The organism is Verrucomicrobium spinosum DSM 4136 = JCM 18804, from assembly GCF_000172155.1.
Taxonomy (GTDB): domain Bacteria; phylum Verrucomicrobiota; class Verrucomicrobiia; order Verrucomicrobiales; family Verrucomicrobiaceae; genus Verrucomicrobium; species Verrucomicrobium spinosum.
In genome coordinates this window covers 4,763,236-4,775,701 of the sequence record NZ_ABIZ01000001.1, presented here as the reverse complement: position 1 = coordinate 4,775,701, position 12,466 = coordinate 4,763,236, and the positions used below count along the sequence as shown (strand labels likewise).

Annotated in this window: 6 protein-coding genes; 4 read left to right on the top strand and 2 right to left on the bottom strand. The window is 58.5% G+C overall.

The genetic code is table 11. The features are described from left to right. The first annotated feature begins 1,307 nt into the window (after positions 1 to 1,307). The 3 genes from VSP_RS39680 (at position 1,308) to VSP_RS36260 (ending at position 3,429) form a co-directional block, all read left to right on the top strand. Positions 1,308 to 2,102, top strand: coding sequence for a ketopantoate reductase family protein (locus VSP_RS39680; protein WP_009962752.1), 795 nt, complete (start codon positions 1,308 to 1,310; stop codon positions 2,100 to 2,102). Further along, on the top strand, positions 1,984 to 2,235 hold the full coding sequence (locus tag VSP_RS43110) for a ketopantoate reductase family protein (RefSeq protein ID WP_332306730.1): 252 nt from the start codon (positions 1,984 to 1,986) through the stop codon (positions 2,233 to 2,235). The genes VSP_RS39680 and VSP_RS43110 overlap by 119 nt, the downstream gene beginning before the upstream one ends. A gap of 735 nt (positions 2,236 to 2,970) precedes the next feature. Then, complete coding sequence (locus tag VSP_RS36260; RefSeq protein ID WP_009962748.1) at positions 2,971 to 3,429, top strand: hypothetical protein; 459 nt, start codon at positions 2,971 to 2,973, stop codon at positions 3,427 to 3,429. Between the two features lie 109 nt (positions 3,430 to 3,538). Here VSP_RS36260 and VSP_RS19295 read toward each other — a convergent pair whose 3' ends face one another. Together VSP_RS19295 and VSP_RS42430 are read right to left on the bottom strand one after the other, a co-directional pair. Then, positions 3,539 to 4,102, bottom strand: coding sequence for a hypothetical protein (locus tag VSP_RS19295; protein ID WP_029190583.1), 564 nt, complete (start codon positions 4,100 to 4,102; stop codon positions 3,539 to 3,541). Positions 4,103 to 4,176: 74 nt separating this feature from the next. Next, the gene (locus VSP_RS42430; protein WP_157210970.1) at positions 4,177 to 8,175 is read right to left on the bottom strand and encodes a restriction endonuclease; all 3,999 of its coding nucleotides are present in this window, start codon (positions 8,173 to 8,175) and stop codon (positions 4,177 to 4,179) included. A 537-nt stretch (positions 8,176 to 8,712) separates the two neighbouring features. Between VSP_RS42430 and VSP_RS19280 the strand changes: the two genes are divergently transcribed. Next, positions 8,713 to 12,441, top strand: a complete 3,729-nt coding sequence (locus tag VSP_RS19280) for a DUF1553 domain-containing protein (protein WP_198141189.1) — start codon at positions 8,713 to 8,715, stop codon at positions 12,439 to 12,441. The last annotated feature ends 25 nt before the right edge of the window (positions 12,442 to 12,466 follow it).

The window sequence follows — 12,466 nt, the reverse complement described above, 5'->3', positions numbered from 1 at the left end:
CTGCGATGCTCAAGGGGAGGCGCATCACACCATAGTGGGACCCGCTGCGCGGGAGACGCCAGACTGCCAGACACCAGACTGCCAGACCTGAGAATTCTCACACAAAGGCACGAAGGCACAAAGGGTTGGGAAAGTAGAAGAGCCGTCCCGGCTCTTGGGTGCGCTGGGTGGTTCGAAGAACAAGAACCGAGACGGTTCTTCTACATTGAGAACGCGGCAATCAGTAAAGGAGGCGGGGGTTCCCAGCCCCGCGTATGTGACGTCTCATCGGTCCCCAACCTCCAATTTATCCTAAACATCCGCCGGCAGGGTTGGAGTTCCGCCTTTAGGCGGCTCAGTCGATAAACTGATGACGTTGCAGACGGTTATAGGATGCAATCGACGTTTTCGCAATCTTCCCTCCGCTCCTCCGCGGGGCTGGGAACCCCCGCCTCCTTTAAGCTTCCCCGCAGGCGTCGCTCTGGGCAAGGTAGAAGAGCCGTCCCGGCTCTTGGGTGCGCTGGGTGGTTCGACGAACAAGAACCGAGACGGTTCTTCTACACTGGCAACGCAAAGGAGGCGGGGGTTCCTAGCCCTGCCCGCTGCGCGGGAGACGCCAGACTAGAAGACACCAGACACAAGACCTGAGCTCTCGCACAAGAGATCGCTACAGGCGTAGTCCGGTTGTGCCAACCGGCTCACGCACCAAACGTCCCTTGATTCACTTCTCGCTCCGCCCACCCAACAGACCGCGGGGCCGGAGACCCCGCCTCCTTTATTCCGAGGCCATCCGACCATGAAGCTTGTTCTCAGGTACAGGAGGCGGGGGTTCCTAGCCCCGCGTATGTGACGTCGCATCGGTCCCGGACAACCAAGCTATTCCTAAACATCCGCCGGCAGGGTTGGAGTACCGTCCCGCTGCGCGGGAGACACAAGACTTGAAGACATCAGACATCAGACCTGAGGCGCTGGGCGGGGCGATAGCGTAGCGCAGATTGTTAATCTGCTGTGCCGCCGATTGGCAATCGGCATTGGGTGGGGAGGCGACTGAGAATTCTCACACAAAGGCACCAAGGCACAAAGGGTTGGGAAAGTAGAAGAGCCGTCCCGGCTCTTGGGGCGCTGGGCGATTCGACGAACAAGAACCGAGACGGCTCTTCGACACTGGCAACGCAAAGGAGGCGGGGACTCCTCACGCGTCTTTAGGTTCATGGAAACTAGACAGAATCCCAGCCCGAGAAAGACCCCAGGCGTCCAGCGCCCCAGTTCTGGCGTAGGGATAAACGTCTGACTTCCCTCGAACCTTCCTCATGCTCACCTCGAACCCTATGGAACCCATTTACGTGATCGGATGCGGCGCCGTCGGGGTGCCTTTGATGGCTTGTCTCGCTGCCGCGGGGCGGCGAGTGGTCGGCGTTCGCGCCAGCGAGGAAGACGCGCCGGAGCAGACGGTGACCGTCCCCGTCACGGTGGATGACCAGGCGCTGGACCTGCCCCTTCAGACGGTGGGCATCGGTCGGCTGGGGGAGATCAAGGGGCCGGTGGTCATTGCCACCAAGGCGCATGCCAACGTGGCCCTGGCCCGGAGGCTGGCTCCGCGGGTGAGCGGCCCGGTGGTCATCATGCAGAATGGGCTGGGCGTGGAGCGGCCGTTTGTGGAGGCGGGGTTTCAGGAGATTTACCGGTCGGTGCTGTATGTCGTGAGCGAAGGCGATCTGAAAAAGGGCTTCCGCTTCCGCGCCGTCACGCCCTCACCGGTGGGAGTCGTCACCGGCACGAAGGAGCGGCTGCAGTCCTGCCTGGCCGCGCTTCATACGGTCGGCTTCCCGTTGCGAGCGGAGGCGGACATCCAGCGCGAGGCCTGGACGAAGACCATTATCAACTGCGTGTTCAACGCCGTCTGCCCGCTGCTGGAGGTGGACAACAGCCTGTTCTCAAAGCACGAAGAGGCCCGGGACCCTGGCGCGGAAGATCGTCACGGAGGGCGTCACTCTGGCGAACCGGCTGGGCATCCCCGTGGAGGTGGAGGCCCTCATGGAGCGGGTGCTGGAGATCAGCGCCAACTCCACCCAGGCCATCTCCACTCTGCAGGACCTGCGGGAGAACCGGGAGACGGAGATTGACTACCTGAACCTCGAACTCGCCCGCATCGCCGCCTCCCTGGAGCCGCCCGTGTCCCTCCCCATCACCGAGACCCTCGGCCGCATGATCGCCCTGAAGTCCCGGCTGGGGCGGGGGACAGGGAGTGCGGGGTAGGGCCGGCAGTCATCTCGCGTGCTCCTTAACGGGAAGGGGAAGGGGATGTCTGGGATGTTCGATGCTGCCTCGCCTCGCGGCCAAGGAGTAGCCCTTGGGCTCTTGGCTGATCTCCACGAGGAAACATCGCAGACCGGGAAGTTAGTGCCTCCTCACGTCGACAACTACGACCGGTGTTGTTGGCCTCACGGCAGAAGGCATCCTCAAGCACCTACTGTATCCGCACGCGCCCCGATGGCTCACGCCTCTTCTCCCACCCCCTGGTGTTTGATGGCCCATCATCCCAGCGCCCCTGTAGTTGTCGACGTGAGGAGGCGCTAGCTGCAGCGTCTGCCACGCATTTGGGGTGGCCGCCAAGGAACCACCTTGAGGTGCCCGCCTGAAACCGAAGCTGATCCCCAGCGGGGATCTCTAACACAGCCCAACGTTGGACGAGCCTTAAGCGAGTTAACGTTGGGTACTGCCGCAGCAGATGATCAGGTGGGAAGGCCGACAGCATCCGCTTCTTCCCCATCGCCTCCAACACCTCCATGTCATTTGGAGGTGACGTCGCGTGTTGACTGACGTTCGCGGCAAGATGCCGCGAACAGCACGCAGGGATGCGTGCGCTCCCCAGGCTTTCCAGGGGCCTCCACTCCCTGCACCTTGGAGGCTGCCATTGCCCTGGAATACCGCCAGACACGGCACCGGACCCACACCACCGGGTTTGGTTGACAAGGGTGCTAGAGTCCGCGCATGTTTTTTCGATCCATCGTGCCCCTGGCCCTCTGCCTGCTGCTCTCGTCCTGTGTCACCTCCCTGAAGACGGTGCAGACTCCCGGCACTTCCCTTGCTGGGAAGAAGGTGTTCTACGTCGAGCGTCACCCCGAGGAGGACTGGGGCTACCATCAGATGATTGCGGATGAGATGTGCATGATGGGCTACACCGCCTCCGCCGGGGAGCCCTACAAGGGCCCTGCCAATGTCGATGCCATCGTGACCTATGACGACAAGTGGCACTGGGATATGTCTCCCTACCTCCTGGAGTTGAATCTCCGCGTGCTCGATCCCAAGACGCGCAGCCTCATCGTCAAGACTCGCAACTACCGCACCTCCCTGGCTCGCCGCAACCCCAAGACCATGGCCCAGGAAGCGCTCCGCTCCACCTTCGGCCTGCCCAAGAAGCTGACCGTCTGGGTGCCGAGTAAGGAGTGAGGGGATGGAGTGATGGAGTGATGGTTGGAGCGGGGAGGGGAGAGGTGTGCGTTGGCGCCGGCTCATCTCCTCGCTTGCTGCTGGCATGGCCTCCCGTCCTCTCTCCCGCCTATTTCTGCTTGGGCAGCAGTGCCAGAACTTCCTTTTTGAAGTCGGCGACCGGAATGACCCGCCCGCCAAAGTCAGGGGTGGGGTCGGAGTTCATGCCGAAGTCGGACACCTTGCCCTCCTTGATCCGGTGCGTGGAGGCTGGATCCAGTGGGTGATAGAGGTTGGCCCCCATCGCCTGCAGGAAGACCACATAGCTCTTGCCCTCCGTCAGGCTGGAAGGGCTTTCATCGAACGTGTACTGGCAAGGCACCATGATCGTCTTGGGCAGCGAGAGGGACCTGCCCTCGGTGGGCGAGAATGCCGTCTTCCTGCCAGTGTTTTTCCAAACCTCCTCGATCTCCACCGTCGCAATGCACAAAGGACCGTTGTACAAGCCCTGAATCTTCTGATCCGCCCCTTCATTAGGCTTCTCCGGCATGAGGCGGGTAACCTTGCGTACCGTCACCTTCGCGATGACATCGGCTTGCAAGACCTTTTCGTCGAGACTCAGGGGAACGAAGAAGCCCAGAGCGAACTGGCAGAACAGGAGGGAGGTGAGAAGGATGGGGGCGGGGAGTTTCATTTGTTGGTCGGCAGCATTGAGGCTAGTTCGATTCTGGAACTAAATTTACCAAAAAATGCACGCATACGAGATACTTAATCCAGGTCATTTTGGTATGCCCGCTCATGTTCAAGGCCACTCCGTCTCATGCCTGCGATCCAGGCACGTTCATGCTTCAACACGGCCGCAAAGTAGGGGCCAAGCTCTGAATCGCTCTCATATTGTTTAGCTTTCGCCTCAATAGCCTCTACGAGAGCCTTCCATTCATTATTTGGTTCAATGCCCCCGAAGCCTCTATTTGCAGGGAGTGAGAGCAAGTGCTGAAAAATCTCCGTATGGCATTCCTCTCCCGCCGCTCGCGCCTTCAAGAATAATTCTCGGGTGAAATTTACACATTCAAGAACTAATATTCTTGAATGTCGTCTTTGTGCAAAATCTGCGACCCGGCGGAGTTGGTGTGGAGATGACGCAAAACTTAGGAGGCGTAACAAGTTCGTTTCAGGCCCGCCGACACTTTGAAGCAAGGGAATCCCTAAAATTTGGTGCTCTTCATAGCTCAATTCGTCGCCATCAATTAATCGTGCTTGAAGCTGCGCGACTACAGCCGCGGCATCTGGGTCTGCCGACACATCTGCGAAAAAAATTGATCCGAAGTCGGTAGGTAAAGGTTCCAATTCCGGTTTCGCCATTTGTTTGAGCTTGTAACGACGCCAAGCAAGCATGAGCACTTTGCCGGGAAAGTATTTTGCGAACTTGGCTAGCGAACTGATGACTTCGTGTCCGCCCAGTGAATTTAGATTCACCAGTTTGGCTAATATTGCATCGGCAAATTCTGGATTAGGTGCGATTTCCTTTGCAAGCAGATTGGCCGAACAAGCCAATATCTGTTTGATAAGGTACGAATCTTCGGGCTGAACGGGAATGTAAGCGAGTAATGACCAATCTGCTTGTGCGGGGGCGTTCTCGTTTAGGTGAACAAATCGTACAATGGCTCTTGCAACTTGAATCGAAGATTTGGGTGCTGTCTCGCTGATCTTCGACCAGGCTTCATTTGGTAGATCCGTTTCCTTGCGCCACCAGGTAATGCAATCTATTGCGCCAATAGTCAAACCTTCTGCTCCAGTTTCAATCGCGGCGACGCAGAATGAGAGTCTTCTTTGTAATTTATTTGAAGTTGGTGAAAAGATGAGTGCTCCTAATGTCCAGCCAAGCGGGTGAGAAGGCTCGGAAATTAGTTGTTCGGCTAGTTTGAGAGAGTATGATGCATATCGATCAGAGATAGATCTGAGCACTATGTCAAAATTTGGATTGAAGTCGACTAGTGTGCAATCGTTGTGGCATTGACCTAGTTTATTAAGTAAGTTTGATGGATCGGGATAGGTGTCTAGCAGTGCGTCCGCCGTGGAGCGAATGAATTGCTCCTGGCGTTGTTTCGCCTCATCCCGCCTTCCCATTGTGTGGGCCTGTGCTGGGCGATAAAACTCATCCCAGTAGCTCTCCATAGTGACTCTCAGTAGGCGAACTTCGAGAGTGTTAGGTATTGATTCAAAAACAGGTCGACAATGTTCGCGAAATGCCGTTGCATCAAACTGAAGTATCCGACGCAAAATTTCACGTAGACGGTACTGAATTGCCGGCGCATCGTTGGATCTTCCTATCTCTGTGGCAATAGCCAGGGCCTTAAGCCGTTCGTTATGCCATTCACTTAAAAACTCTGGCGTGGGATCTTGTCCAGATAACTGTGCTGCTCGCATGGCATGTTCAAGTACTCCAAGCGTCGCCAATATAAGTGGAGTGGAATGCGTTGCCGAAATAGTTTGACAGATTTTGAGCGTTCCCTCACGAAATTCGGCGGTGTTGCCAAGATGAATTGGGATTGTCCGCCAGTGTAGAGTCCTTCCGGTGCTCCATTGTTCTTCAATACTTTGAGAAAAGAATGGGTGCAGCAATTGTGCTAAGACCCATGCCGGCTTGTTTTCGGTTGTGTGCCAATTATTGCTGCGAAAAAGACGTTGAAGCCATGCTAGCACTTCCCGTTGTACGGCGGGAAACCTGCCTCCATCATACCTGGCGATGTCGCCAATTGCGGAAATGGGATGTTCTCGCTCATTGGTGAAAGTTGCAGGACGGTCTCTCCCAATTTTCCAGAGAATATCCAGGCAGGAAGCTACTGATTCCGATTGATGTTTTGCTAACGGCTTCAATAGAGAAGGCAATGCAGAGAGAACATGCGCATGCGAATTCATGTCTTTTCCGACTAGCCACGTGTTTTTTGGTGATGGCGCGTTCTGAAGTTTTACCGATAGCTGGGCAAGTTCGAGCGTGCGCCTCGGTTGTATATGAGCGAGGTTTGCCCACTGTTTCAATTGCTCGTGGCGTTCGTGGAAACTGTTTTGATTGAAGCGTTCGAGAAACCACTGCCAGACGGGTTCAATGACGGACTGAGCTGAATCGTTCACCTGTAGGGCTTGCCACTCAGCTTCGGCAACATGCTGAATAAGTCGAGGAAATTTGTTGAGGGGGAAAAGTTCGAATACTCGTCCGACGAATGTCGTGTCATTGCCACGCTTGTCGTAGCAAGCTGTAAAAGAAAGGTGGTCGGACAGTAGATCGGGGGTCACGCGGACACCTGCACCAGTGGTCGCTAGCAAGCCGACTTGCTCAATGGCATTGATGATGTCAGAAACATGACTCGGTTGCGTGGCTGGACCTAAGAATTGTGCAGCGATCTTCAGGAAGTCTGCATCTACTTTGACGGGAGCGAGAAGGGCAAGGAGTCTGAGAATGTCGCGTGTTAATGTTGTGCCGAAACTTTCCTCCACTGGTCTTGCTTCACTCAAGAGGCCCTTGAAGACGTGAATTCGGAACTCGGCAATATCATTCAGATCCCGATCAGCTAATTTTCCAGTCTTTAGCAACTCTGCGGCCAGTACAGCCAATAGTGGACAATCCCTTGATAAGTCTCTAAGGCGAAGGCGAAAGCGCTCTGAGAGTTCTGTGCCAAGAGCGGCTTCCGCTAGCTCAAGTGCGTGCTCAGAACTCAGTCGCTTTAGAGGTTCGGGGTGGTTGATCTGCGTTGCATCGAATCCAGCATCTGTGAGCTCAACTTCAACTTGGTCAATTGGTCCAGGTCGTAAGCAAAGCACCAATTTTACATGTTGCCGCGCCGGAAGCTCGCTGAATAGTGGGCGGCGCACGTCGTCCAGTCGATGGGCATCATCAAACACCAAAACCAGAGGACGAGAGCAGGTGTCGATAGCGGGACCGAAGTCTGAAGGTGAATCGGATACAAACCTGAGAGTCCATCCGTTGTGCCGTCGGGAAAAGCCTTGACTCCACTCTCGTAATATTCGGCTTTTCCCGACGCCTCCTCGCCCGCTGAATATTAAAACCCGCTCTTGTTCATTCACAATGAAGTCGTCCAGGGTCTTCAACCAGTCTTTCCGCCCAATCAATCCAATGCGGTGATGGAAAGTGCGCCCCTCTTCAAGAAACGGAGCAAACTTTGCGTCAGAAGTGTATAGTGGCCCAAGTCCAGGAAGGTTGAGAAGTTCCTTAGGCCAAGATGGGCCGAAATTTGTGTAAAGCAGCCGTGCGGCTGTCTCTAACGGAAGTCGCGCCAAAAATTCGCGAGAGATGTCATCCGAATCCCATATTTGCCAATCAGCGTGTTTTGCTACTTCATCACGCGATTCAGACGAAACTGTTCGTGTCACCAATAGGAACTTTCGATCAGCAGTGTACTCGCATTTGGCGATCACATCTCTTGTGTCTGCAGGCCCCCAGCTCTTGTAGTGCTTACATTGGAATGCCCAAACTTCTCCATTTGCGATCTCCGCGCGAATGTCGATTCCGTATTGATTGTCTCCACGCATGCCATAAAGACTGGTGGACACGATGCGCTGTGGGATTCCATCTTTGCCGATTAGTTCGGGGCATGCGGCTAGAAAGTCACAAAAGAAGTTCTCAAACGTATCCCATGAAAATGCGGGTGCGTAGAATGGCAAGAGTCTGGGCTTGGGTGCAACAGGTGGAGGGCCAGTTTTCAGTGCTGACGAGGTGACTTTTTTTGTTCTTGGGCTCTTCTTGGGCATCCGTGTACGGGTCGCGGTTTGGGCGACAGAATATGTCTCGCAAGGCTGGAAGGCAACTTCGAACAAATTGGGGCGATCTATTTGAGGAGTTAACTTCAGCGTCAGTGAATCTGCGGCACAGAATCTGGCTCCGTCCACTTCGCGGCCTTTGCCCCATGGGCTGGAGTCTTTGGGGCCCTTCAGGCCAGTTGCATCATTTCGGAGAGCCGTGGCTGCATGCGGTCAGCGGTCATAGGGGACAATCGCCAGGCCGCCCGGATGCGCTCCGCTCACCCGCGGGGCTGGGAACCCCCGCCTCTTTTAAGCTTCCCGGCGGGCGCTGCTTTGGGAAAGTAGAAGGGCCGTCTCGGCTCTTGGGGCTGCTGGGTGATGCGGGGAACAAGAACCGAGACGGTTCTTCTACCTTGGCGGCGGGTGCTACCTCGCCGGAACGGCCCCCGGCGTTCTTTTCGCGCACGATCGTGTGATGGCGCATGCGGTGCGGTGCTGCTTCCGCACGCATAGAATCGGCAAAGAAATCTCCCTCTCTCTATGCCCATGCGCTCTCGATTTGCTCTGCTGTTCCTCTCTGTTCCTGGCTGGCTGGGATGCGCTGTGTTGGCCCTCCTCTCCACAAGCATCGCCCATTCCTCCGAAGCAGCGCCAAAAGCAGACGCACAACCGCCCGTGGCCCACTGGAAATTCGAGGGAGGGGATGTGCTGGGGGTGTGGCAGGGGAAGGGCTTTCGCCAGGTGCCGGGCCCGCAGGGGCCGGGGTATCCGACGTTTGCGGCAGGAAACCAGGCGATGGAGCTGGCCGGGCAGGATGCGGCGCTGGTGGTGCCAGACAGGCCGGAGCTGCGTTTTCAAAAGGGCAACGCCATCACGATCGAGATGTGGGTGAAGGTGCGCAAGATCCGCGAGGGGCAGATTGTGCATCTCATGGGCAAGGGGCGCAATGGAACCAGGGAGTTTGGCGACAACAACCAAAACTACGGACTGCGACTGAGAGGCGGGCAGGGGAGTGCGGCGATTGGGTTCATCTTCACCAGTGCCGCGGCGGACGGGCAGGCGGCCAAGTGGCACCGCTGGTGGAGCAACGCGACGTTTCAGACCGACACGGGATGGCATCACCTCGCGGTGACTTACACGTTTGGCAAAAAGGACAGCCTGCGGGGCTACATCGATGGCGTGGAGATCAAGGGCGCCTGGGATCTGGGCGGGGCGACCGATGCGGGGCCGGTGCACGATGGCGACACGCTGGTCATTGGCACCGGATACACGCGTGGCACGGCGGAGACGCTGGATGGCTGGCTGGATGAGGTGGCCATCCATCGCACCGCGCTGTCTGCGGCCACCTTGAAAACGCGCTTCGCGGTGGCTCCAGCACCGGCTCCAGAGATCGACCGCAGCAAGCTGCCGGGCGGACGGGTGCTGGTGGAGCTGTGCGAGAAAGGCGTGCCCCAGAAGCCCATGTGGCCCGCGGAATCGCCTGTCGCGACGGAGTCGTATGTCGAGGAGGTATTCGGCTTCTCCGAGCTGCCGCAACACTATGTGGCGACCGGGGTGCGCGGGGATCGTGCGGCGACTTTTATGCTGCGTGCTTCAGCGATGGTGCGGCTGCCGAAGGGGGAGAACCGGCTGCTGCTCCGCGGGCTCGGTGCCGCGCGGTTGTTCATCGATGGCCAAGAAGTGTTGAAGACGCCTTTTCCGCAGCGCGACCGGGCAGGCTACGCCCCTCTGACAGATCAGGACAGCTATCTGGAGCTCGGCCCCGATTTCCGCTTTGCGCCGCCGGGGAACAGCGAGGTGACGGGCCCCTTCACCGGCGATGGTGAAGAGCACCTGGTGGTGCTGGAGACGGTGGTGGGCGGCGGCTCCGCGGGCAATCCCTTCCGGCCGGAGTTGGGGGAGACGGTGGTGGCGATTTGTCCAGAAGGGGGCACCACGTGGTCGCTGCTGTCCCCTGGTTCGCGGCAAGTACCCTACACCGACGCGGGCTGGGCGGCCTACGAGGCGGAGCGGAGCGCCCACTTCGTGAAGGTGAATGCCGAGGCTCGCGCGGCGCGGCGTAGCGAGCATGCACCCTACTGGAATGCACGACGGGATGCCACGGCAAAGTGGCTGGCCGCCACGCCAGAAGTGCCGGTGCCGGATCTGCCACCGGAGTTCCCCATGCACAATACGATTGATCGTTTCCTCGCGGCACGCATCGCTGGGATCGCGGAGGATCGCTCCGCCACACCGGCTGACGGGGTGGACTATTACCGCGATGTGCAGCCGATTTTGGAGGCCAAATGCTACAGTTGCCATCAGGGTGGCAGTGCCAAAGGAAAGCTGGGGCTGGACACGCTCGCGGCAGCGCTGAAGGGCGGCAAATCTGACGGCCCAGCCATCGTGCCGGGCAAGCCCGCAGAGAGTGCTTTGTTCATCCGTGCGACGGCGGATCCGGATGAAATCATGCCGCCGGAAGGCAAAGGCGAGCCGCTCAATCGTGCGGAGCTGGCAACCCTGGAGCGCTGGATTGCCGAAGGGGCGCACTGGCCGGACTTGCGCTTTTCCACCCTGAAGATGACGCCGCTTGCCGACGATCTGACGTTTCTCCGTCGCGTCACGCTCGATACGGTGGGCCTGGTGCCGAGTGAGAAGGAGATTCGCGACTTCTCCGCTGATAACTCACCGGACCGGCGTGCGAAGATGATCGACCGTCTGCTGGCGGACCCCCGCTGGGCGGATCGCTGGATGGGCTACTGGCAGGATGTGCTGGCGGAGAATCCTAATCTCCTGAACCCCACGCTGAACAATACGGGGCCGTTTCGCTGGTGGATCTACGAGTCGCTGCTGGATGACAAGCCGATGGACCTGTTCGTGACGGAACTGATCCGCATGGAAGGCAGCCGACTCTTTGGCGGACCGGCGGGGTTTGGCATGGCATCGCAAAATGATGTGCCGATGGCGCAGAAGGCCATGATCGTGAGCAGCGCCTTTCTGGGGGTGGAGATGAAGTGCGCCCGGTGCCACGATTCCCCGGCCAATCTGACCAAGCAGCAGGATCTCTTTGAGCTGGCGGCGATGATGGGGAGAAAGCCGATCAAACTGCCAGAGACGAGCAGTGTGCCGCTGGACAGGATTCATCAGAGCGGGCGTGAACCGCTCATCAAGGTCACGCTCAAGCCGGGCAGCACCGTGGAGCCCAAGTGGCCGCTGGGCCAGATGAGTTCCGAGAGTGCGGCGGCCTCGCTGGCGATGAAGCCGGATGATTCCCGCGACCGCCTGGCGGCACTGCTCACCGCGCCGCAGAACACCCGCTTTGCCCAGGTGGTCGTGAACCGCTTCTGGCAGCAGCTCATGGGGCGCGGGATTGTGGAGCCGGTCGAGGACTGGGAGAAGGGGCGGCCTTCGCATCCCGAGCTGCTGGAGTGGTTGTCGCGTGAGTTTGTGCGCTCTGGCTACAGCGCGAAGGCGATCCAGCGTCTCATCCTGAACTCGCATGCCTACCAGCGGCAGGTGGATCCCATGCTGGCCGGCCAGGAGCCCCTCTTTGTCTCGCCCGCGCCACGCCGGCTGGCGGCAGAGCAGATTGTTGACTCCCTGTTCACCGCCACGGGCAAGCCCTTTGCGCTTGAGGAAATGAGCCTGGACGTGGATGGCGACCGGAAAGCGGATTTCGCACTGGCGCTGGGCAAGCCGCGCCGCGCCTGGATGCTGGCCTCCACCTCGAATGAGCGTGACCGCCCGAGCCTCATGCTGCCGCGCATTCAGGCGGTGGCGGATGTGTTGGAGATCTTTGGCTGGCGGGGAGCTCGCGTGGACCCGGTCAGCAAGCGGGAGACCGCGCCCAATGTGTTGCAACCCGCGATCATCTCCAACGGCACCGTGGGAGGCTGGCTGACGCGGCTGAGCGATGACCATGCGCTCACGCAACTGGCGATGGAGTATCAACCGGTGGATGCGCTGGTGGAGCGGCTCTTTCTGAGATTGCTCACGCGCAAGCCTTCGGCGGAGGAGCGCACGCTCTATGTCTCCCTGCTCACGGCGGGTTATGCGGAGCGCATTGTGCCCATGGAAAAACTTCCCAGATCAACTCCGCCACCTCGCGTGCGTGAGAAATATGTTAGTTGGTCGAACCATGTGGATGCCGCGGCAAATGTGCTGCGAGAGAAGCAGGCCGAGCAGGCCCGCCGTGGCGATGAGCCCACCTCAAGGCTGGAGGCAGACTGGCGGGGCCGCCTGGAAGATGTGGTGTGGGCATTGATCAATGCGCCGGGCTGGATCACCGCCCCTTGATGCAGACACACAGACTCTTTCTCTC

Coding starts and splice junctions, on each gene's coding strand:
- VSP_RS39680 (WP_009962752.1), top strand. CDS start 1,308: ATGGAACCCATTTACGTGATCGGATGCGGCGCCGTCGGGGTGCCTTTG.
- VSP_RS36260 (WP_009962748.1), top strand. CDS start 2,971: ATGTTTTTTCGATCCATCGTGCCCCTGGCCCTCTGCCTGCTGCTCTCG.
- VSP_RS19295 (WP_029190583.1), bottom strand. CDS start 4,102: ATGAAACTCCCCGCCCCCATCCTTCTCACCTCCCTCCTGTTCTGCCAG.
- VSP_RS42430 (WP_157210970.1), bottom strand. CDS start 8,175: ATGCCCAAGAAGAGCCCAAGAACAAAAAAAGTCACCTCGTCAGCACTG.
- VSP_RS19280 (WP_198141189.1), top strand. CDS start 8,713: ATGCGCTCTCGATTTGCTCTGCTGTTCCTCTCTGTTCCTGGCTGGCTG.